The sequence below is a fragment of the Solimonas terrae genome (assembly GCF_011067135.1).
In the GTDB taxonomy this organism is placed as follows: Bacteria; Pseudomonadota; Gammaproteobacteria; order Nevskiales; family Nevskiaceae; genus Solimonas; species Solimonas terrae.
Window position 1 is genome coordinate 160,356 of sequence record NZ_JAAMOW010000002.1, and the last position, 20,534, is coordinate 180,889.

General features: G+C 67.0%; 19 protein-coding genes. 11 read left to right on the plus strand and 8 right to left on the minus strand.

Features of this window, described 5'->3' with window-relative positions; translation table 11 throughout:
• Positions 1–40: 40 nt before the first annotated feature.
• The 3 genes from G7Y85_RS04340 to G7Y85_RS04350 form a co-directional block, all read right to left on the minus strand.
• The gene (locus G7Y85_RS04340) at positions 41–538 is read right to left on the minus strand and encodes a MarR family winged helix-turn-helix transcriptional regulator (protein ID WP_166252359.1); all 498 of its coding nucleotides are present in this window, start codon (positions 536–538) and stop codon (positions 41–43) included.
• 42 nt (positions 539–580) lie between these two features.
• The gene (locus tag G7Y85_RS04345; protein ID WP_166252362.1) at positions 581–1,831 is read right to left on the minus strand and encodes an acetyl-CoA C-acetyltransferase; all 1,251 of its coding nucleotides are present in this window, start codon (positions 1,829–1,831) and stop codon (positions 581–583) included.
• A 76-nt stretch (positions 1,832–1,907) separates the two neighbouring features.
• The gene (locus G7Y85_RS04350; protein WP_166252365.1) at positions 1,908–3,560 is read right to left on the minus strand and encodes an MFS transporter; all 1,653 of its coding nucleotides are present in this window, start codon (positions 3,558–3,560) and stop codon (positions 1,908–1,910) included.
• Positions 3,561–3,793: 233 nt separating this feature from the next.
• Here G7Y85_RS04350 and G7Y85_RS04355 point away from each other — a divergent pair, with 233 nt between their 5' ends.
• From G7Y85_RS04355 to G7Y85_RS04385, 7 genes are all read left to right on the plus strand, one after another.
• Positions 3,794–4,864, plus strand: a complete 1,071-nt coding sequence (locus G7Y85_RS04355) for an NAD(P)H-dependent amine dehydrogenase family protein (protein ID WP_166252368.1) — start codon at positions 3,794–3,796, stop codon at positions 4,862–4,864.
• A 310-nt stretch (positions 4,865–5,174) separates the two neighbouring features.
• Positions 5,175–5,801: a carboxymuconolactone decarboxylase family protein gene (locus G7Y85_RS04360; RefSeq protein ID WP_206675492.1), complete on the plus strand. Its 627-nt coding sequence runs from the start codon at positions 5,175–5,177 to the stop codon at positions 5,799–5,801.
• Between the two features lie 45 nt (positions 5,802–5,846).
• Positions 5,847–6,194: a hypothetical protein gene (locus G7Y85_RS04365; RefSeq protein ID WP_166252371.1), complete on the plus strand. Its 348-nt coding sequence runs from the start codon at positions 5,847–5,849 to the stop codon at positions 6,192–6,194.
• 30 nt (positions 6,195–6,224) lie between these two features.
• A complete protein-coding gene (locus G7Y85_RS04370; RefSeq protein WP_166252374.1) occupies positions 6,225–6,545 on the plus strand; it encodes a DUF4286 family protein in 321 nt (106 codons plus the stop codon).
• The gene (locus G7Y85_RS04375; RefSeq protein ID WP_166252377.1) at positions 6,542–7,294 is read left to right on the plus strand and encodes a 2-oxo acid dehydrogenase subunit E2; all 753 of its coding nucleotides are present in this window, start codon (positions 6,542–6,544) and stop codon (positions 7,292–7,294) included. The genes G7Y85_RS04370 and G7Y85_RS04375 overlap by 4 nt, the downstream gene beginning before the upstream one ends.
• An 82-nt stretch (positions 7,295–7,376) precedes the next feature.
• The gene (locus tag G7Y85_RS04380; protein WP_166252380.1) at positions 7,377–9,416 is read left to right on the plus strand and encodes an alpha-ketoacid dehydrogenase subunit alpha/beta; all 2,040 of its coding nucleotides are present in this window, start codon (positions 7,377–7,379) and stop codon (positions 9,414–9,416) included.
• Between the two features lie 15 nt (positions 9,417–9,431).
• On the plus strand, positions 9,432–9,662 hold the full coding sequence (locus G7Y85_RS04385) for a biotin/lipoyl-containing protein (RefSeq protein ID WP_166252383.1): 231 nt from the start codon (positions 9,432–9,434) through the stop codon (positions 9,660–9,662).
• Positions 9,663–10,637: 975 nt separating this feature from the next.
• On the opposite strand, the gene G7Y85_RS04390 is transcribed toward G7Y85_RS04385, so the two are convergent.
• Positions 10,638–12,053, minus strand: coding sequence for an acyl-CoA reductase (locus tag G7Y85_RS04390; protein ID WP_166252386.1), 1,416 nt, complete (start codon positions 12,051–12,053; stop codon positions 10,638–10,640).
• A complete protein-coding gene (locus tag G7Y85_RS04395; protein WP_166252389.1) occupies positions 12,050–13,399 on the minus strand; it encodes a hypothetical protein in 1,350 nt (449 codons plus the stop codon). The genes G7Y85_RS04390 and G7Y85_RS04395 overlap by 4 nt, the downstream gene beginning before the upstream one ends.
• Before the next feature lie 92 nt (positions 13,400–13,491).
• Here G7Y85_RS04395 and G7Y85_RS04400 point away from each other — a divergent pair, with 92 nt between their 5' ends.
• Positions 13,492–14,175 carry a TetR/AcrR family transcriptional regulator gene (locus G7Y85_RS04400; protein ID WP_166252392.1) on the plus strand — a complete coding sequence of 228 codons (684 nt, stop codon included), beginning with the start codon at positions 13,492–13,494 and terminating at the stop codon, positions 14,173–14,175.
• Positions 14,176–14,340: 165 nt separating this feature from the next.
• Here G7Y85_RS04400 and G7Y85_RS04405 read toward each other — a convergent pair whose 3' ends face one another.
• Positions 14,341–15,858, minus strand: coding sequence for a CoA-acylating methylmalonate-semialdehyde dehydrogenase (locus tag G7Y85_RS04405; protein ID WP_166252395.1), 1,518 nt, complete (start codon positions 15,856–15,858; stop codon positions 14,341–14,343).
• A 121-nt stretch (positions 15,859–15,979) separates the two neighbouring features.
• Between G7Y85_RS04405 and G7Y85_RS04410 the strand changes: the two genes are divergently transcribed.
• Positions 15,980–16,855 (plus strand): LysR family transcriptional regulator, encoded by an 876-nt coding sequence (locus G7Y85_RS04410; RefSeq protein ID WP_166252398.1) that lies wholly within the window; start codon positions 15,980–15,982, stop codon positions 16,853–16,855.
• Between the two features lie 92 nt (positions 16,856–16,947).
• Here G7Y85_RS04410 and G7Y85_RS04415 read toward each other — a convergent pair whose 3' ends face one another.
• A complete protein-coding gene (locus G7Y85_RS04415; RefSeq protein WP_206675493.1) occupies positions 16,948–17,760 on the minus strand; it encodes an enoyl-CoA hydratase/isomerase family protein in 813 nt (270 codons plus the stop codon).
• 66 nt (positions 17,761–17,826) lie between these two features.
• A complete protein-coding gene (locus G7Y85_RS04420; RefSeq protein WP_206675494.1) occupies positions 17,827–18,201 on the minus strand; it encodes an EthD domain-containing protein in 375 nt (124 codons plus the stop codon).
• Positions 18,202–18,459: 258 nt separating this feature from the next.
• Here G7Y85_RS04420 and G7Y85_RS04425 point away from each other — a divergent pair, with 258 nt between their 5' ends.
• Positions 18,460–19,596 (plus strand): acyl-CoA dehydrogenase family protein, encoded by a 1,137-nt coding sequence (locus G7Y85_RS04425; protein WP_166252401.1) that lies wholly within the window; start codon positions 18,460–18,462, stop codon positions 19,594–19,596.
• The gene (locus G7Y85_RS04430) at positions 19,596–20,507 is read left to right on the plus strand and encodes an acyl-CoA dehydrogenase family protein (protein WP_166252404.1); all 912 of its coding nucleotides are present in this window, start codon (positions 19,596–19,598) and stop codon (positions 20,505–20,507) included. The genes G7Y85_RS04425 and G7Y85_RS04430 overlap by 1 nt, the downstream gene beginning before the upstream one ends.
• The last annotated feature ends 27 nt before the right edge of the window (positions 20,508–20,534 follow it).

Sequence of the window (20,534 nt, forward strand, 5' to 3'; positions counted from 1 at the left end):
GCGAAATATTAAGCTACGTTAGTATTTGCTGTCGGAGATGTCAAGCTTCGTCGCTGGTCTTGCGGGGCTCCGGGCGTGAGGGCGCGGCGATGTTGAGGGCGATCCGGTCGAGCAGTGCTTCCAGTTGCGCGAGTTCATCCTGACTGAGACCGGCGAAAGCCTCGGCTTCGTAGACTGTCGCTGCCTGGCCGATCTGGTCGAGCAGGGGGCGCGCGGCCGGCGTCAGATAGACGCAGTAGCCGCGTCGGTCCTGCGGATTCTCGCGACGCTCCAGCAGGCCGTCCTCGCACAGGCGATCGACCATGCGGCCGGCCGTGACCTCGGTAACCTGCAGCATCGCGGCGATCGCGCGCTGGGTGGCGCCGGGGCTGCGCGATACCGCCGCGATCAGCCCCCACTTGGCGCGCGATACGCCGGTGCTCTGCATGTTCTGGTCGAACTGCTGCCAGAGCTGGCGCGAGATCACGGTCAGCTTGCGGCCGATCGCGCGCTTGCGCGCGTCCGGCTGACTCTTGGGCGGTGCTGCCGTGGTCTTCAAACTCGATTCCCCGTTCACCCGCCGCTGCGGGCGTGCTGCTTCTTATACGCGTTCGATGATGATGGCCGGCGCCATGCCGCCCGCCGCGCACATGGTAACCAGACCGCGCTTGAGGTCGCGCCGTTCCAGCTCGTCGAGCACGGTGCCGATCAGGATCGCGCCGGTCGCGCCGATCGGGTGGCCGAGCGCGATCGCGCCGCCGTTGACGTTGATCTTCTCACGATCGATTTTCAGGTCGCGAATGAACTTCTCGACGACCACGGCGAAGGCTTCATTGACCTCCCAGAGATCGATGTCGCTCTTCTTGAGGCCGGCGCGGGCGAGCACCTTCTCGGCGGCGGGGCCGGGGCCGGTCAGCATCAGCGTCGGATCGACGCCGACATTCGCGGTGGCGATCACGCGCGCGCGCGGCTTCATGCCGTGCTTCGCCGCGTAGCCGGGCGACGCCAGCAGCAGGCCGGCCGAGCCGTCGACGACACCCGACGAACTGCCGGCGTGGTGAACCGGCACGATCTTCACGTCCGGATAGCGGCGGTTGATCAGCTGGCGGAACGTGGTGCCGTCCTTGTCGGCCGCCATGTCGGCGATCGCGGCGAAGCTCGGCTTGAGCGCGGCCAGGCCTTCGAGCGTGGTCTCCGGGCGCGGGAATTCCTCGTGGTCGAGCACGACATTGCCGTCGTCGTCCTTCACCGATACGGTCGAGCGTGCGAAACGACCTTCGGCGATGGCACGCGCGGCGCGCTTCTGGCTTTCCAGCGAGAAGGCGTCGAGCGCGTCGCGGCCGATGCCTTCGAGCGCGGCGATCGCGTCGGCAGCGACGCCCTGGTTCGACTGCGGGTGCTTGGCCTGCAGGCGCGGATTGCCGCCGCCGAGTCCGCCGCTGCCCATGCCGGCCGCATGCAGTTTGGCGCCATAGTCGTTCACGTACGACAGCATCTCGGTGCCGCCCGCGACGATCAGGTCTTCCATGCCGGACATGATCTGCGCGGCGCCAAAGGCGGTGGCCGACAGGCCGCTGCCGCAGAAGCGCGAGACGCCGATGCCGCTCGCACGCACGTCGTAGTCGGCGTCGAGCGCGCCCATGCGCGCCAGCGAGCCCTGCTTGCCGAATGGCGCGCCGACGCCCCAGATCACGTCGTCGACTTCGGCCGTGTCGAGGTTGTTGCGCTCCTTGAGCGCCTTCATCACGGTGGCGGTCAGGTGCTCCGGATGCATCTGCGCGAGCGCGCCCTTGCCGACCTTGCCGATGCCGCGCGGTGTGCGCACGGCGTCAATGATGTATGCGTCTGTCATCTGCCAATCTCCGGGTTCGTGCTGTTTCTTTCGTTCGTTGATGCGGGTCGCGCGGCGCCACGGCCGCGCCGGTTCGTCATGGCGTGTACACGCTGATCGGATCGCGCTGCGGATCGGGTACATCCGCATGCCAGCGCACCGAGCCGAACGGACGTTCCAGGCGCCGCCGCACGATGGCGCCGCCCGCCACCTTGTTGTAGGCGTTGGCCTGCACCTGCAGTTCGCGATCGGACTGCGTGAAGCGGTCGCGCTGATGCAGGTAGTCGCCCCAGGTCGGGCAGTGGTAGCGCTCGGTCCACAGCTCGGGATTGGCGATGTCGCGCGACAGGGACCATTCGAACGCGCCGTTGCGCTTGCGCGCGTGCTGCAGCTTCAGCATCGCGGTGTAGAAGTGGCGGGCCTGCGCCGTGTCGACGATGTAGTCGAGTTCGATCACGATCGGTCCGCTGCGTGCCGTGAGCTGCAGCGCCACCTCGGGTTCACGGCCGATCTCGACGCGCTCCAGTTCGCTGAACGACACGCGGGGCATCGGCAGCAACAGCCCGATCAGCGCGGTGGCCAGCAAGGCAATGCCGGACGCGGCGAGTGCCGCGGCGACGCCCCAGCCGGCCGTGACCTCGCCCCACACGAATGCGCCGACGGCGATGCCGCCGGTCAACGCCGACGAATGCAGCGCGATGGCGCGGCCGGCGACCCAGCGCGGCGCCGACAATTGCACGGCGACCGAGAACAGCGAGACCAGCAGCATGTTGGCGGCGCCCGACACCACCATCAGCGCGCAGCTCAGCAGCAGCTGATGGCTGAACGCCAGCAGCACGACCGCCGGGCTGCTGACGAAGATGCACAGGCGCACGGCCTGCTCGGCGCCGAAGCGCTCGCGCACCTTGCTGACCGCGAGCGCGCCGATCACGGCGCCGACGCCGGTCGCGCCCAGCAGAAGGCCGAAGGTGCTGGCGTTGCCGTGCAGCAGATCGCGGGCGATCAGCACCGGCAGCGCGGCGGTGGCGGCACTGCAGAGACCGAACAGTGCGGCGCGGATCAGTACCGTGCGGATCGCCAGCGAATGCAGCGCGTAGCGCGCGCCGGAAATGATCGCGCGATTCAGGCGTTCCGGCGGCAGGCGGCTGGCGACATGCTGGCGCTGCCACAGGAAGAACATCAGCAGCAGCGGCAGGTAGAACACCGCATTGATGCCGAACGCGCCTTGCGCGCCGATCGCCACCACCACCAGTCCGCCGAGCGCGGGGCCGAAGCTGCGCGCGATGTTGTAGCTGACGGCGCCCAGCGCGACCGCCGCCGGCAGATGGTCGATGTGGACCTGCTCGACGATCGAGGACTGCCAGGCCGGCGAGTACAGCGCGACGCCCGCGCCGATCAGGCTGCAGAACAGCAGCAGCGTCCAGGGTGTCGTCAGGCCGAGCACGGCAATCGCGGTCAGCACCATGCCGGCGAGGCTGGCAAAGCCGAGGCCAAGCATCGCGACCTTGCGCCGATCGAACATGTCGGCGATCGCCCCGGCCGGAACCGCGACCAGCATCAGGGGCAGCATGAGGGCGGACTGCACGAGCGCGACCATGCTCGCCGAGGGCGTCAGCCGCGTCATCTCCCAGGCCGCGCCGACGCCGAGAATCAGTTGCCCGAAATTCGACAGCAGGCTTGCCGTCCAGATGTTGCGGAAGGTCCTTTCGCGCAGCGGCGCGAAGGCGCTCCAGCCGTCACCGGCATTCATGATGCGCGGACCGGACTGTCCGCTTCGGACGATGATGCAAGGGCACACGCTGTCGGCAACCGCATATCCCGTCCTCCCGGCGAAGCCTCGTTGCAATTGTATGTCCTGGCCGCGGCAATGCCCGGCATGCGCATCCGCAGGCCCGGCCACGGACTTGATAAGCTCGAACGCTGTACAGCAGTGCTGTCAATAACGTAGCTTAGTAATATCATAGCAATTCGGAGGAGAGGCGGATGACTGCAGCGCAAGCCCGGACAGGGGACAAGAATTGCCGCGTCGTGCAATGGGCCACCGGCAACATCGGCCTGCGGTCGCTGCGCGCGATCATCGAACATCCGAAGCTGTCGCTGGCCGGTCTGTACGTCTACTCCGACGCCAAGGCCGGATGCGATGCCGGCGAGCTCTGCGGGCTGCCGCCGGTCGGCGTCAGGGCGACACGCAGCATCGACGACATTCTCGCGCTGAAGGCCGACTGCGTGCTGTACATGCCGCAAACCATCGATGTCGACGATCTCTGCAGTCTGCTGGAATCCGGCAGCAACGTCGTCACCACGCGGACCGAATTCCATCATCCCGCACGCCTCGATCGCGCCGTTCGCGAGCGCATCGAGGCGGCGTGCCGGCGCGGCGGCACCTCGCTGCACAGCACCGGCAGCAGTCCGGGCTTCATCACCGAGGCGATGCCGCTGGTACTGCTGTCGCTGCAGCGCCGGCTCGACGTGCTGCGCATTCATGAATATGCCGACTGCAGCTCGCGCGATTCCCCGGAAATGATCTTCAACATCATGGGCTTCGGGCAGGCGCCGAATCCGCAGGCGGAGGCCGGCCGGGCCTGGTACCTGCGCGAGGAATTCGGGCCGTCGCTGCGCGTGATCGCCGAGGCGGTGGGGCTGTCTTTCGACAGCGTCGAGTCCAGTGGCCAGGTCGCGCTGGCGCGCAAGCGCACGACGATCGCCGCCGGCGTCGTCGAGGCCGGCACGGTCGCCGCGATGCGGACCACGGTTTCCGGGATGCGCAACGGCAAGCCGCTGATGAGCTTTACTGCCAACTGGTTCGTGAGTTACGACATCGACGCCGACTGGAAGCTGCGCGGCGACGGCTGGCAGGTGGAAGTGGAGGGCGATTGCCCGCTCGACATGCATCTGCATTTCACCGTACCGGAGGCGCGCAAGGCGGCCACCACGCCCGGCTATACCGCGCATCGCGCGATCAATGCGGTGCGCTACGTCTGTGCCGCGGCGCCCGGCATTCGCACGTCCGTGGAGCTGCCGCAGATCGTCACCGACCTGAGCGCGCAGGCATGAGCCCGGCGAGACCCGCGACGGGCGGCCGGGTCTGCGCCAAGCCGTCCCGCACGGTCTCGCCACGGGTGGCCGGACGGCAGATCCGTCCGCTTTTCCCTGTATAAATCAACAACGGCGTTGGATAGTTGCGACCGAAAAGCGCGCTCGCTTAAACTGCCGGTCAAATTCGCGGTCGATAACGATGTCGTTGACGAGGGCCACGCTGCTTGCCTGCGGATCGCGCCCCCCGGGGGCGGGACAGTACGTCGGTCGGCATGCCGCCGATCGTGACACGCAGAGGAGCTTGCAAATGGATTCGAACCTTCAGTCCGTGCCGCGCGTCGTGCCGATGAAGCCCGATGAGTGGAACGAAGCGGCCCGCGACGCGCTGGCGGCGTTCCCGAAGAGCTACAGCTTCGTGATGAACGGCTGGAATGCCGGCGATCGCGAGGTTCGCGGCGTCAATGTACTGGGAACGCTGGCGCACTATCCTGCATTGGCAAAAGCCTTCTGCACGTTCAACGCGCACGTCGCCGGAGCGAGTACGCTCACGGTCCGCGATCGCGAGATCGTGATCCTGCGGCTGAGCTGGTTGCGGCGCTCGGAGTACGAATACGGCCAGCATCTGATACTCGGTCGGCGGGCCGGGCTCGACGATGACGAGCTGCGGCGGCTGGAGCAGGGGCCGGATGCGGCCGGCTGGTCGCCCGAAGATGCCGATCTGGTTCGCGCCGTGGACGAGCTGCACGCGCTGTCGCGGATCACGCGGGAAACCTGGGCCCGGCTGGCGCAGCGCTACGATCAGTCGCAGATGCTCGACCTGCTGTTCCTGGTGGGTTGCTACGACGCGCTGGCACTGGCGATCAACAGCCTGGAAACGCCCGCCGAGGGCGACGCGGCTACGCTGCTGGACGACGCGACGCGTGAGCGGATGGCGAAATCCAGGGCTGCCGTCTGATCGGTTGCGGCAAGCGCGGGCGTTGGCCTGACGGAGGATGCAGCGATGTCCCGGTATTTGTTCGTGGTTCACAGCAACGCGGCCGACGGCCGCGAGCGGGAATATGGCGAATACATGAGCCGGCACGTCGATGACATTCTGGCGTTGCCCGGCGTGATCTGGGGCCGACGCGGTGCCGTTGCACAGGCGCAGGCGCGTCCGGCGCCGGAAACGCACAAGTACATCACGGTGTTCGAGGTGGAAACGGATGACCTGCAGGCGTTCATCGACGAAATGAACGGCCGCGTGATGTCCGGGAGGATTGCACGCAGTGCGACCGTCGCCGACGCCGTTCCGGTGTTCTGGGACGTGCTGCAGATGGATCCGGCCAGTGCGGCGCGCGCCGGCGACTAGGCCGCGAATGGGCAGGTTACCGGAGTCGTCATGGCGCGCTACGTCTTCGTCGTGCACACCAACGCCGTGGAAGGGCGCGATGACGAATTCAACGACTGGTATTCCGGACCGCATCTCGTTGATCTGCGGCGGCTGCCCGGCGTCGTTTCGGCGCGCCGCTTCCGCATTGCGGAGACGCAGGTTCGCGAGCAGCCGTCGTCGCATCGCTATCTCGCCATTTATGAAATCGAAACCGACGACCCGCAGGGCTTCGCACGTGAACTGCGGGCCCGTGCCGGCACCGAGCTGCTCGCCACGAGCCCGGCGCTCGCTGCGGACGCGTCGGCCTATCTCTGGGAGCAGATTGAATGACTGACAGCAAACCCGCCGCCCTGCCGCCGATGCCCTGGCCGGAAGAAGACTTCTCCGTCCATGGTCCGGTCGAGGCCAGAAAGGTCGGCAAGATCCAGCACTACGTCGGCCGCGTGATGCAGCGCAACTGGTCGACGATTCCGCACGTCACGCACAACGACGACGCCGACATCACGGCCTTCGAGCAGCGCCGCAAGGCCTGGAACGCCGCACATCCGGATGCCAGGCGCACGCTGCTGCCGGCCTTGATCAAGGTCGCGGTCGCCTGTCTGCAGAAATATCCGCAGTTCAATGTCTCGCTGTCTGCCGACGGTGCGACGCTGTTCCAGAAGGGTTATTACCACATCGGTATCGCCGTCGATGTGCCGACCGGCCTGCTGGTGCCGGTGATCCGCGACTGCGACCGGAAGAGCATCGGCGAGATCGCCGACGAGGTGGCGCGTGTCGCCGAGAAGGCGCGCACCAAGGGCCTGTCGGTCGCCGAGATGTCCGGCGGCTGCTTCTCGCTGTCGTCGCTGGGCCACATCGGCGGGACGAGCTTCTCGCCGATCATCAATGCGCCGGAAGTGGCGATCCTCGGCATCACGCGGACGCAGGATCGCTTTGTGCCGGATGCCGATGGCAAGCCGCTGCTGAGGTCCTTCCTGCCGCTGTCGCTGAGCTACGACCATCGCGTGATCAACGGCGCCGACGCCGCACGGTTCACGCGCGCCTTCGCCGACGCGCTGGCCGCTTTCGAGTTCAATTGAACTACACTGTTGGATAAATGATCGGCGGTGCCGGCGCGGACGATATCGCCGCGCGCCGCCCGGAACGAAGCAGAATCGGAGCATGCAAGTGACAGCCGGAAAAAGCCTGGGCATCGAGTCCAAGACGCTGATCGAAATCTATCGCCAGATGGCGCGCATCCGCGCCGTCGACAAGGGCATCCAGGCCGGCCTGTCGGCCGGCAAGTTCCTGTTCTCGTACTGGCCGTCGACCGGCCAGGAAGTGATTCCGGCAGCGATCTCGCAGCTGATCAGCGCGCGCGATTACATGGTGACCACCTATCGCGGTATTCACGATCAGGTCGCCAAGGGTCTTGAGCTGGAAGGTCTGTTCGCGGAGGCACTCGGCCGCGCGACCGGTATCAACAAGGGCAAGGGCGGCGCGCCGCACATCTCCGACCCGGCGTCGGGTTCGATGCTGACGACGGCCATCGTCGGCGCCGGCGCGCCGATCGCCAACGGCCTGGCGTTTGCCGCCAAATCGCGCGGCGAAGACCGCGTGACCATCGTCAACTTCGGTGACGGCGCGACCAGCATCGGTGCCGTGCACGAGGCGATGAACTTCGCCGGAAGCTGGAAGCTGCCGGTGATCTTCCTGTGCCAGAACAACCAGTACGGCGAGTACACCAGGCTGGCGGACTACACGGCCAGCCAGGACTTCGCATCGCGCGCCGCCGGTTACGGCTTCAAGGGCGTCAAGCTCGACGGCAATGATCCGGTCGCTTTCTACAACGGCATGAAGGACGTGATCGCCGAGATCCGCGCCGGTCGCGGTCCGATCTTCGTCGAAGCGACCACCTATCGCCTCGGTCCGCACGCCGGCGTCGGCGACAACCACAACGCCCCCAAGGAAGAGCTGCAGGCCGGCAAGGCCGCGTGGCCGGTGCCGCGCACGCGCGCGCTGCTGATCGAGTCCGGCATTGCCAGCGAAGCACAGCTCGCCGAAATCGAGGAAGCGGCGCGCGTCGAAGTCGAATCGGCGATGGAAAAGGCGCTGGCCGCACCGAACACGCCGGCGTCGGAAACACTGGTCGATGTCTATGCCGACGTCAGCGACGTGCCGGTGCGCGGGCAGTATCCGCGCCGCGCGGCCGAGGTCGAGCCGACCGGCGAGCGCAAGACCATGCTGATGCTCGAAGCGGTCATCAGTGCGCAGGCCACCGCGATGGAGCTCGACAAGGGCGTCGTCGCGTTCGGCGAAGACGTCGGCAAGCCGGGCGGGGTGTTCGGCACGTCCAAGGGCCTGCAGGAAAAGTTCGGCGCGCAGCGCGTGCTCGACACGCCGATCGCCGAGCAGGCGATCATCGGTGCCGGCGTTGGCGCGGCGCTGGTCGGCATGCGCCCGATCACGGAGATCATGTTCAATGACTTCGCCGGCGTGTGCATGGACCCGATCTTCAACCACGCCGCCAAGCAGCGCTTCATGTCCGGCAATGCCACGCATGTGCCGATGGTGATCCGCATGATGGTCGGCGGTGGCATCGGCGGTTTCGGCGCGCAGCACTCGCAGTCGCTGGAAGCCTGGTTCACCCACGTGCCGGGCCTCAAGGTCGTCATGCCGAGCACGCCGTACGACGCCAAGGGCCTGCTGCTGAGTTCGATCTTCGACGACGATCCGGTCGTCCATCTCGAATCGATCAAGCTGCTGCGCGGCATCAAGGGCGAAGTGCCGCTCGCCGACTACCGCATCCCGCTCGGCGTCGCCGCCGTGCGCCGCGAGGGCAGCGACATCACGCTGGTCTCTTACGGCTGGGAAGTGCACGAGTGCGTCAAGGCTGCCGACGAGCTGCAGAAGGACGGCATCAGCGCCGAGGTCATCGACCTGCGCACGCTGCTGCCGATCGACTACGCCCGCGTGCTCGACTCGGTGAAGAAGACGCGTCGCGCGCTGGTCGTGCATGCGGCGACCGAATTCGGCGGTTTCGGCGCGGAGATTGCGAGCACGATTGCCGAGGAGCAGTTCTCGACGCTGAAAGCACCGGTTGGCCGTCTCGGCGCCGCGTTCGCGCCGATCGGCTACTCTCGCGACATCGAAATGAGCCAGATTCCGAGCGCGCCGGCGATCGTCGCGCGCGTGCGTGAAATCCTTTCCTTCAAGAGCTGAACAAGGCGATCTGCAATGGCGACTTCACTGACGATTCCCAAACTCGAGATGTCCATGACCGAGGGCACGCTGACCGAATGGCTGGTCGCCGACGGTGCCGAGGTCAAGGAAGGCGATCCGATCTATTCGCTGGAAACCGGCAAGTCGGTGCAGGAAATCGCCGCGCCCGCGTCCGGCAAGCTGGTGCAGAAGCTGCCCGCCGGCGACACGCTCGATGTCGGCACGGTGATCGGCGAGATCGTCTGAAAGCTTGTGAATAAATCTACTGCGCTCGACATTTTGCACGTCGGCGGTGCTCGCAATCCTCACGTACTTGAGTACGCTGCGGTTGCTGCGCTCCGGCGGCGCACAAACTGCCTTCGCTCGCTACGATTTCTTCACAAGCTCTGAAAGCGGAATAAGCGAGCGCGGGTTTTCGTCCGAATGTTCGTGGTAGCAGAAGGGCCCGCGAGAGCGGGCCTTTTTTGTGCCGCGCGCAGAACGGGGAGCGCGCTGCGAAAGCCGCTGTATGACCGGGCGCTTCTCGTGTTCTCTCTCCCCCGTCGCAACGCGAAGGGGGAGAGGGTCAGGGTGAGGGGGCGTTCGTGCCGGGAGATGCTCGATCCGTTGACCCCTCACCCCAACCCTCTCCCCTCGATGAGGGGAGAGGGAGTTGATCGTCGGCGGTGCCAGACCACCGCCCGTCCGTTCTCGCGCGCTGTCCAGTGCGCGAAGCAGTGCATCGAGTCCATCGCGTCGTGCGGACATGACCGCACTTCCCGCGTTCCCTCACCCCCGTCGCAGCGCGATGGGGGTGAGGGTGAGGGGGCGTTCGCGCCGGGGGATGCTCGATCCGTTGACCCCTCACTCCAACCCTCTCCCCTCGATGAGGGGAGAGGGAGTTGACGTGCAGGTAAGCGCCGGACTACCGCCCGTCCGCTCTCGCGCGCTGTCCAGTGCGCGAAGCAGTGCATCGAGTCCATTGCGTCGTGCGGACATGACCGCGCTTCTCGCATTCCCTCTCTCCCGTCGCAGTGGGATAGGGCAGAGGGTCAGGGTGGGAGGGTGTTAGCACTGGATGGACATGACCGGGCTTGCCGTGTTCCCTCTCCCCCGTCGCGGCGCGATGGGGGAGAGGGTCAGGGTGAGGGGGCGTCCGGGCCTGGAGATGCTCGATCCGTGGCCCCCTCATCCCAGCCGTCTCCCCTCGTCGAAGGGAGAGGGTTTGATGCGTCGACAGCGCTAAGCCACTGCTCGTCCGTCCTCGTGTGCCATCCAGTGCACGAAGCGGTGCATCGGGTACATCGCGTCGTGCGGATTGCCGATCGTGCTCGGGCCGGCTTCGCCGAGCTGGACGATGCGCTGCGCGCCGCCGCTGGCGAGGCGGTCGCGATAGTCGGCCATGCGCGTGAACGGATAGAAGCCGACCGTCTGCGTCGCGACGTTGACCCACTTGATCGCATCGTCCAGCGCATCGACGCGCACGACGTTGGCGGTCTTGTTGATCGGGTGGAAGTCGACCGGTTCCTCGGAGCGCACGACCAGACCCTTGCCGTCGGTCTTGCCCCAGACCCGGAACTCGTCGTCGATCATCATCAGCGCTTCGATCTGCTCGCGCAGGTCCATCGCCAGCGGACGAATGTCGCCTGACGCGGCGGCGCGCTGTGCAATGCGCTGCTGCAGTTTCTCGCTGAAGCGATCGACCTGCTGCTGATCGCCTTCGACGTAGACGAAGCGGCTGGCGACACAGGCTTCCTGATTCAGCGTCATCACGTCGGCTGACGCCAGGTCGGCGGCTTCGTCGGTCGCCGCTTCGGACGCGAACGCTTCGCGGCCGACCATCGAGATCGAAGTCTTGGGGTCGAAGGACACCAGCTGGAACCCGGGGCCGAGATACTGGATGACGTTGTTGATGGCGTCGCCGCCGCCCCAGGCGACGATCTTGTCGAAGTACTGCGGCCGGTACAGCACCTGCTCGACGCCGGCATCGCCGCCGCGCCAGTAGACGGCCGACATCGAGCGCACGATCGGATGCTGCGGGTCGATCGCCGCCATCGTGCGCAGGATCGCGACCATCGTGAACGGATCGGCCGACGACATCTTGAACAGGTTGATGGCCTTGACCATCGCGCCCTGGGCGATCGACTTCACCGCGACGCCGGGCGAGTTGCCGGGCAGCACATGAATCAGTCGCGGCGCGAACGCGCGCACGTAGCTTTTGCGGCCGGTGAAATCCTGTTTCGGAATCCAGCCGTCGAGCGCGCGCGGGTCGGCGAAGTTCTGTTCGACTTCGGCCATCAGGATGCGCTTGTCGAGATAGGCGACGGCGTGCTTCGCCGTGGTCTCGACGACGCTGCGTGGCAGGATGTGCGTCGCCGCCATGCGGTCGAAGCATTCCTGCATGTACGGATTGTCCGGCGCGAGCAGACGCTGGCCGGTCTCGACGAGGAAGTCGATGATCTCGGCGAGCGGCACCTTGAGCAGCGGCGGCACCTCGCTGCGCGGATGCACGGCGCGGTCGAGATCGATCCGCGGCGTCGCGAACGTCACGCCGAGATCGCGCGAACGATGCTGCGCATCGTCACCCTCGACGGTCTCGCCGCGCAGGAAGAACGGCGCCGAGACGACGGCGGCGCCGGTATCGACGACGGCGCTCATGACACGCCCCGCACATAGGCATCGACGGTGCCGGCGCAGCCGATCTTGTCGTCGCCTTCGAGATCCGCGTAGCGGACGATGCTGTCGCCGATCGTCGGCCCCTTGCAGCCGCAGGGGCAGGGGCTGAAGTCGATCGACACCTTGTCGCCGGAGATCACGCCGCCCCAGCGGCCGTCGATAGCCAGATCGAAGAACGCGGCGCGGCCCTCGTATTCGTCTTTGGCTGTCGGCAGCAGCGCGTCGCCGTCCTTGTTCAGCACCAGCGGCACGACCCAGGGCGGCACGTGATAGCGGCCGCCGGCGCGGCAGCGCGGCATGCCGGAATGCAGCTCCTGCATGCTGTAGTTCTGGTAGTTGCGTTCCGGCGCGATGTTGAAGGTCTCGTAGACGAACTCGCGGTAATCGTCCGGCAGCTTGGCGCGCTTCAGGCCGCCGCCGACGTAAATCGAATTCTCCGGATGAAAATCCCTGGCGCTGTAACCCATCTCGCGCACGGCTTTGGCGACGTTGTAGAGCCCGGCCCACAAGCCGGTGACGTGCAGCTTGCTCTTGCGTGCGTCGACGACCGCCTGCGCCGTGATGCCGACGGCGTCGTCGACCGCTTTCTGCCGCGCAGCCGAGGTTTGCTCGAAGGTCTGCAGGTCGCCGGGTCTGGCGGTGCCGTCGGCGATCGCCTTGCGCAGCACCACCATCTGCGTCAGTCCGCCGACCGTGATCGGCGGCACCGGGTAGGCGAAGCGCTCGTGCGCCGGGTCCTGCAGCGCGGCGATGTAGGCGTCGCCGGTATAGAGATTGCGCGGCACATGCGCGACCGCCGCCATGCCGAAGATGCGCCGGTCCTGCGCCGGCACGACGCCCGAACCCCAGGCATAGGCGGCGACGGCTTCGGTCTGGCACCACCGCATGTCGGCCTCGGAGGCGACCAGCATCGCCGACTTGCCGGTCGTGCCGCTGGAACAGGACACATAGAAGCCCTGCGCCTGCAGGCGCTCGATCCAGTCGTCCATGTCGCGGATCCGCGCGCGGTCCTGCGCCGGCACGCGATGGCTGGACACGGTGTCCATCCATTTGCCGAGCCGGTCCCAGCGCGCCTCCATCAGCCAGCCTTCCGGATAGCTCTTGTACGCGGTGTGCGGGAACAGCAGCGGCACCGCGTCGGCGTGGCTGCGGATGCTGTCGATGTTCGCCTCGCCGGCGCGATGACCGAGCAGCTTGATCGCGTCCTTGCGCGTCTGGAAGCGCTCGTTCATCGCCGCGATCTGTGTATCGCGCAGTTCCGCAAACGGGATGTCGTAGCGGCCATCGGCTGCAACCAGCCCGGTCAGTTGTTCGACTGCAGTGCCCATGATCGTTCTCCGGTGGTGCTTTCGTGGTGCGGCGGCTTCGATTACCGTCAGCGACACCACGAATCGTTGTATTGGTACTAATAAGTACCATTATGGCGAGACCCAGCCTGGAGGGCAAGACCATTCGTCAGAAAACTCAGCCGGAGCCGGCGCGGCCGCGCGCCGGGCGCCCGACGCGGGCGCAGCAGCAGCAGCGCGTCGAGGAATTGCTCAGTGTCGCGCTGGATACCTTTCTCGAACGCGGCTTCGATCAGACCACGATCGAGGAAATCGCCACGCGTGTCGGCATGTCCAAGCGCACGGTGTACGCCTATCACGACGACAAGGAGGCCCTGTTCCGCGCCGCCGTGCGGCGGGCGATCGAGGCCTACACGGTGCCGCGCGAGGACATCGAGGCGCTGGTCGGCGACGATCTGGAAGCGAGCTTGCGCGCGATCGCGCACCAGCGCGTCGCCAATCTGTCGCGTCCGGTTTCGATCAAGCTGCAGCGCATCCTCGCCGCGCAGGCCTACCGTTTTCCGGAGCTGTTCAACGCGGCGTTCGAGGAAGGCGCCGGCCCGGTCGTCGAGGTACTGAGGGCGTTGTTCGCACGCCACGAGGCGGCCGGCGACATCGCCGTCGGCGATGCGCAGCACGCCGCCGCCGCGTTTCTGAGTCTGGTCGTCGGCGGCCCGACGCGTCTGATCGTCGCCGGCAATGCACTCGGCAAGACCGAACTCGACGCGCGCATCGACTTCGGCGTACGCCTGTTTCTGCGTGGGGCGCTGCGGCGCTAGCAGGTGCTGCGGTCGCGGCTTGCGCCGCTCCTGCAGCAGCTTTCCGTCGAAGTTTGCGGCCGTGTGGCTGCGATTCGCGCCACGCCTGCAAGTCGCGACCTGCGGACCGTCACCCACAAAAAAGGGCGCCTCGCGGAGGCGCCCGATCTTGTTGTCCGGACCGGCCTACTGCGCGGTCGGCATCACGAATTCCGGTCCCTTGGACGCGCTGTCCGGCCAGCGCTGCATGATGCTCTTGTAGCGCGTGTAGAAGCGCACGCCTTCTTCGCCGTAGGCATGCTGGTCGCCGAACAGCGAACGCTTCCAGCCGCCGAACGAATGCCAGGCCATCGGCACCGGAATCGGCACGTTGATGCCGACCATGCCGACCTGGATGCGCCGTGCGAACTCGCGGGCGGTGGCGCCGTCGCGCGTGTAGCAGGCGGTGCCGTTGCCGAACTCGTGCTTGTTGATCAGCTCGACGGCGGTCGCGAAGTCCGGCACGCGCACGACGCTGAGCACCGGTCCGAAAATCTCTTCCTTGTAGATCGTCATCTCCGGCGTGACCTTGTCGAACAGGGTGCCGCCGGTGAAGAAGCCGTTCTCGTGACCCGGCACCGTGAGGCCGCGACCGTCGACGACGAGCTCGGCGCCTTCCGCGACACCCTTCTCGATGTAGCCCTCGACCTTGGCCTTGTGCACGCCGGTGACCAGCGGACCCATCTCGGCGCGCGACTCCATGCCGTTGCAGATCACCAGCTTCTTCGCCTTCTCGGCGACCTTGGCGACCAGCGCATCGGCGATGTCGCCGACCGCGACGGCGACCGAGATCGCCATGCAGCGTTCACCGGCCGAGCCGTAGGCGGCGCCGATCAGTGCGTCGACGGCCTGCTCGAGGTCGGCGTCCGGCATGATGACCATGTGATTCTTGGCGCCGCCCAGCGCCTGCACGCGCTTGCCGCGCCGGGTGCCCTCGGAATAGATGTACTCGGCGATCGGCGTCGAGCCGACGAACGACAGCGCCTGCACGTCCGGATGCGCGAGCAATGCATCGACCGCGACCTTGTCACCCTGCACGACGTTGAAGACGCCGTCGGGCAGGCCCGCCTGCTTGAGCAGCTCCGCCATCAGCAACGAGGCCGACGGGTCACGCTCCGAAGGCTTGAGCACGAAGGTGTTGCCGCAGACCAGCGCGACCGGGAACATCCACATCGGCACCATCACCGGGAAGTTGAACGGCGTGATGCCGGCAACGACGCCCAGCGGCTGGCGCAGGTTCCAGTTGTCGATGCCGCCGCCGATGTTGTCGCTGTGCGAGCCGCCCAGCAGATGCGGCGCGCCCATCGCGAACTCGACGACCTCGATGCCGCGCGTGACTTCGCCGGACGCGTCGCTGAACACCTTGCCGTGTTCCTGGGTGATCAGCTTCGCAAGCTCGTCGCGGTTGGCTTCGAGCAGCTCGCGGAACTTCATCATGATGCGCGCGCGGCGCAGCGGTGCCGTCGCCGCCCATGCCGGGAACGCGGCCTTCGCGGCAGCCACCGCGGCATCCACGTCGGCCGGCGTCGCCAGCGTCACCTTGCCGGTGACGGCGCCGGTGGCCGGGTTGTAGACATCGCTGCTGCGTGCGGCGGCTGCTTGCTGCACGGCGCCAGCGATGTAATGACCAATAGTGTTGATGATTGTACCTGCGGGCAGATTCATGGCGGGCTATTTTTTTGCGGGCGGAAACACATATTAGGCCGCATCCGGTTGCCAGATGCCAATGAATTAAACTGCGATCGATATAAGTGCGGCCAATATCGCAGAGGCATACGGCGCCGGCATGGACCTCAAGCAACTACGCGTTTTCGTCATGGTGGCGCGCCACGGCAGCATCACGCGCGCCGCGGACGCCATTCATCTGACGCAATCGGCGCTCAGCCTGCAGCTCAAGGCGCTGCAGAAAGCGATCGGCGCGCCGCTGTTCCGGCGTACGCCGCGCGGCATGGAACTGCTGCCGAGCGGACGCGCCCTGCTGCCGCATGCGCAGGCCGTGCTGGCGGCGGTCGACGATTTCGACAGCGCCGTCGCCGGCCTGTCGCGGCAGGTCTCCGGCAGGCTGCGCCTCGGCACCATTCTCGATCCGGACTTCCTGCGCCTCGGCGCCTTGCTCGGCCTGCTGCTGGAGCGCCATCCGGGCCTTCATACCGATGTGTCGTACGGCATTTCAGGCGGCGTGCTGTCGCAGCTGTTCGACGGCCAGCTCGACCTCGGCTTCTATCTCGGCGTTCCCGGCGACAAGCGCCTGCACGTCATGCAGCTGACCTCGTTCCGCTATCGCGTCGCCGCGCCGCGCGACTGGCAGGGCCGCGTTGCCGACGCCGACTGGCCGCAGCTCGTGCAACTGCCGTGGATCTGGACGCCGCCCGAGTCCGTCCATCATCGTTTGCTGGCGGCGCGGTTCGCTGCGCAGGCTGCGACACCGCGCATCGTCGCGCAGGTCGATGTCGAATCGTCGATGCTCGATCTGGTGCGCGCCGGGGTCGGGCTGTCGCTGCTGCGCGACACGGTGGCGCAGGCGCAACACGGGGCCGGGCACATCGCCCTTGCCCCGCCGACGCTGGATGCCGAGCTGACCCTGGTATGCCTGCAGCGTCGGGCTGCCGAGCCCGCCATCGCTGCCGCGTTCGCGCTGGCCGACGAACTCTGGCGGGCGTGAATCGACGCCGGTCGCGACATCGATGGCGACCGGTCGCAGCTTGCGCCGCCCCTGCAACCGTCGGGGCGCGACCGACCCTGGCGCCGCGGCGGCTAACCGCGTTTGCCGCCGCTGTTCTGCTTGTCGACCATCGCCTTGACGGCGGCCTGGTGGAAGCCCGAGCGCACGCTCAGCGATTCGTAGGCGACACCGGCATCCATCACCGCGGTGGCGATGCGCTTCAGTTCGAGATTGGTCAGCACCTTGGTCCAGCGGATCGCGCTGGTCGCGCCGTTCAGCAGCTTGTCGCAGAACGCATCGACGGCCGCGTCGAGCTCGGCCAGCGGCAGGCAGTGATTGACGAGGCCGATTTCGGCGGCCTTCGGCGCGGTCAGCAGTTCGCCGGTCAGCAGGAATTCCTTGGCGCGGCCGAGGCCGATGCGCTGCGCCCAGATTGCCGCACCGCCATCGCCGGCGACCAGGCCGATCGCCACGTGCGGGTCGCCGATCTTCGCGGTGTCGGCCGCGAAGATCACGTCGCAGAACAGCGCAAGCGTCGCGCCGAGGCCGACCGCGTGGCCGTTGAGCCGGCAGATCAGCGGCTTGTCCAGATCGAGGATGCCGGAGATCACGCGCTTCGCGCAGCGTGCCTCCTGATCGAACAGTTCCGGATTCGCGGCGCTGCGCGCGATGTGTGCGACATCGCCACCGGCCGAGAACGCGCGGCCGGCGCCGGTGACGACGACGACATCGGACTCGCGATCCGTGTGCGCAAACTGGAACACGTCCGCCAGCTCCTCGTGCATGTCGTAATTGCAGGCGTTGAGCAGTTCCGGGCGGTTCAGCGTGATCGTCAGGCGTCGTCCCCGGCGGCTGAGTTCCAGGGTGCGGTAGCTGGGCACGGACATCGGGTCGGAGCGGGTCATGGACGTTCTGTCTGGTGTTTGGCGCAGGCGGCGCCGGGGTCGAGAGGGCGGGGCGATGCTACTTGATCAGGCCGGCGGCAGCGCCGATTCGTGTTCGACGACCGTGACGTAACGGCTCTTGCTGCGGTCGAAAAGACGCGCCTCGTCCTCGATCACTTCAGCCGGCAGCCGCCCGCGCGCCGCGTACTTCACGACCTGCTCGAACACCGCGCGATCGTCGAACCACAGCTCGGTAACGACATCGAAGTCGAGCGCTTCGGCCTGGCTGTCGAGATCGCCGCCCAGCGGTTCGACATACCGGCGCAGGTAGCGCTTGACGCCGGTCGAGTATTTCTCGCCGAGCTTGCTGTGCACGCCTTCGTAGTATTCGCGAAATGCCGCCGTGGTCATGCCGGGTCGCCGTTTCAGGAAGATCAGGATCTTGAACAACGCTGTTGACATATTATCCTCCGGGGCTCGATAGTTTAAGGCTGTTCGCCGGCGACGTGGCCGGGCGAACTGCGGCGTCTCGTGGCGCCTCATTTCCCCTATGCTCTGCCGATATCCGCGCGAGCTGCAGGCGCGTTCGACGAGACTTTATAAACGAGGAGTGGGGATGCACGCACGCGCGAGCGAAGCTGCCGGACCGACCGATATTGCCGTCGACGCAGCCGCGCGCCGTTCGCTGCATCCTGCTTCCGCAACCCCTGGATCGCCCTGATGGATTTTGACTGGACAGCCGAGCAGCTGAGCTTCCGCGCGACGGTGCGGCGCTTTCTGGCCGAGAACCTGCCCCCGGACTGGGAAACGCGGGCCGACGGCCCGGCCTCCGAGATGCAGAGCGAATTCGCCGAAGTGTTCTGCGGCAAGCTGGCGCAGGCCGGTCTGCTGGTGCCGCACTGGCCGGCGCGCTGGGGCGGACGCGACGCCGACGCCTGGACCGCGTTCATCCTCGCCGAGGAAATGTGGATGGCCGGCGAGCCGCGCGGCGGCCAGTACATGAACGTCAACTGGATCGGGCCGACGCTGATGCTGTTCGGCAGCGAGGCGCAGCAGCAGCGCTACATCCCGCCGATGGCACAGGGCAAGACGATCTGGTGCCAGGGTTTCTCCGAACCGGAAGCCGGCTCCGATCTCGCGTCGCTGCGCACCCGTGCCGACCGCCACGACGAGGTCTACCGCATCAACGGCCAGAAGATCTGGACCTCGTATGCCGGCTATGCCGACACCTGCTTCCTGCTCGCGCGCACCTCGCCGGGCAAGGGCGGCATTTCGATCTTCCTGCTGCCGATGGACACCAAGGGCATCACCGTCCGCCAGATCCCCAGCGTGATCGGCGAAGGCGACATTCACGAAGTGTTCTTCGACGATGTCGAAGTCCCCGCAAGCGCGATGCTCGGCGCCGAGGGTCAGGCCTGGGAGATCGTCCGTACCTCGCTGTCGCTGGAGCGCGTCGGCATTCCACGCTTCGCGATGGCGACCCGCATGCTGACGCGCGCGGTGACGACGCTGAAGAAGGCCGGGCGCTTCGGTGCCGGCGCCGTCGAGCAGGCGGCGCGCGCCAAGGCGGCCTGCGAAGCGGCGCGCCTGTACAGCTACAACATCATCGACCAGCGCGTGCGTGGCGTGACCGCCAGCCCCGAGGCCAGCGCGGCGCGCGTTGCGACCGTGATGGCCGAACGCGCGGTCGGCGAGTTCGTCGTCGAGCATCTGCCCGACGCCCTCGCCGGCGGCGACACGATGCTGCTGGCCCATCACCAACGCGCGATAGTCGCCGGCATCGCCTCCGGTGCCGCCGAGATCCAGCTCAATCTGGTCGCCACCGAACTGCTGAAGCTGCCCCGGGAGCCGCGCTGATGGATTTCGTGCTGACCGATGATCAATCCGCGGTCGTCGATGCGATCGACCGGCTCGCGCAGTCGTTCAACGAAAAGCCGATCGACTTCCACGGCTTCGCGTTGCGCGGCGATGCACTCGAACAGGCCCTGATCGAAGGCGAGTATTTCGATATCGTGCAGATTCCTGAATACGGCCCGACCGCCGCCGCGCTGGCGGTGTCGCGCCTCGCGCAGGCGCCGTTCGCGGTCGAAGCCGCGCTGTCGATGCTGCTGCGCCACGCGCTGCCGGGCGACGACTGGCCGCGGCCGCTGGCGGTCGTCGAGAACGGCCGACCCGGGCGCTTCGTCGCACAGGCCAGAACCCTGATCATCATCGACGGCGAGTGCATCGGCCTGGCGCGGCCGACGCCGGACATGCTCGAAGCCGTCGATTCGATCTTCGCCTATCCGATGGGCCGGCTCGTCGGCCAGCCGCAGATCACGCCGCTGGACGGCGCGACGGCCGATACGGTGCGGCAGTGGCTGCGCGTCGCGCTCGCCGCCGAAGCCAGCGGCCTGTTGCAAGCGGCGCTGGCGTCGACCGTCGAACACGTCTCCGTGCGCAAGCAGTTCGGCCGACCGATCGGCACCTTTCAGGCCCTGCGCCACCGGCTTGCGGAGTGCGCCGTGCTGAGCGGTGGCGTGCGCTGGCTGGCCCTGCAGGCGGCGGCGACCGGCCGCCCTGGCGACGCCGCCCTGGCGGCCTCGCATGCCCAGGAAAGCGCCACGCGTGTGGTCTATGACCTGCACCAGATGCTCGGCGCGATGGGCATGACACTGGAGCACCCGCTGCACCTGTGGACCTATCGGCTCAAGGCCCTGCTGTCGGAGCTGGGCGGCCGCGGTGGACAGGCGCAGGCCGTTGCCGAGCTCTGTTTCGAAGCGGGCTGAGGCAAGTCGTCGCGAGCACCGAAAGCA

What these genes read in the sequence shown, in the direction of transcription:
- G7Y85_RS04345 (WP_166252362.1), bottom strand. Translation starts at nt 1,831, where the DNA reads ATGACAGACGCATACATCATTGACGCCGTGCGCACACCGCGCGGCATC.
- G7Y85_RS04350 (WP_166252365.1), bottom strand. Translation starts at nt 3,560, where the DNA reads ATGAATGCCGGTGACGGCTGGAGCGCCTTCGCGCCGCTGCGCGAAAGG.
- G7Y85_RS04355 (WP_166252368.1), top strand. Translation starts at nt 3,794, where the DNA reads ATGACTGCAGCGCAAGCCCGGACAGGGGACAAGAATTGCCGCGTCGTG.
- G7Y85_RS04365 (WP_166252371.1), top strand. Translation starts at nt 5,847, where the DNA reads ATGTCCCGGTATTTGTTCGTGGTTCACAGCAACGCGGCCGACGGCCGC.
- G7Y85_RS04370 (WP_166252374.1), top strand. Translation starts at nt 6,225, where the DNA reads ATGGCGCGCTACGTCTTCGTCGTGCACACCAACGCCGTGGAAGGGCGC.
- G7Y85_RS04375 (WP_166252377.1), top strand. Translation starts at nt 6,542, where the DNA reads ATGACTGACAGCAAACCCGCCGCCCTGCCGCCGATGCCCTGGCCGGAA.
- G7Y85_RS04380 (WP_166252380.1), top strand. Translation starts at nt 7,377, where the DNA reads ATGCAAGTGACAGCCGGAAAAAGCCTGGGCATCGAGTCCAAGACGCTG.
- G7Y85_RS04385 (WP_166252383.1), top strand. Translation starts at nt 9,432, where the DNA reads ATGGCGACTTCACTGACGATTCCCAAACTCGAGATGTCCATGACCGAG.
- G7Y85_RS04390 (WP_166252386.1), bottom strand. Translation starts at nt 12,053, where the DNA reads ATGAGCGCCGTCGTCGATACCGGCGCCGCCGTCGTCTCGGCGCCGTTC.
- G7Y85_RS04395 (WP_166252389.1), bottom strand. Translation starts at nt 13,399, where the DNA reads ATGGGCACTGCAGTCGAACAACTGACCGGGCTGGTTGCAGCCGATGGC.
- G7Y85_RS04400 (WP_166252392.1), top strand. Translation starts at nt 13,492, where the DNA reads ATGGCGAGACCCAGCCTGGAGGGCAAGACCATTCGTCAGAAAACTCAG.
- G7Y85_RS04405 (WP_166252395.1), bottom strand. Translation starts at nt 15,858, where the DNA reads ATGAATCTGCCCGCAGGTACAATCATCAACACTATTGGTCATTACATC.
- G7Y85_RS04410 (WP_166252398.1), top strand. Translation starts at nt 15,980, where the DNA reads ATGGACCTCAAGCAACTACGCGTTTTCGTCATGGTGGCGCGCCACGGC.
- G7Y85_RS04415 (WP_206675493.1), bottom strand. Translation starts at nt 17,760, where the DNA reads ATGACCCGCTCCGACCCGATGTCCGTGCCCAGCTACCGCACCCTGGAA.
- G7Y85_RS04420 (WP_206675494.1), bottom strand. Translation starts at nt 18,201, where the DNA reads ATGTCAACAGCGTTGTTCAAGATCCTGATCTTCCTGAAACGGCGACCC.
- G7Y85_RS04425 (WP_166252401.1), top strand. Translation starts at nt 18,460, where the DNA reads ATGGATTTTGACTGGACAGCCGAGCAGCTGAGCTTCCGCGCGACGGTG.
- G7Y85_RS04430 (WP_166252404.1), top strand. Translation starts at nt 19,596, where the DNA reads ATGGATTTCGTGCTGACCGATGATCAATCCGCGGTCGTCGATGCGATC.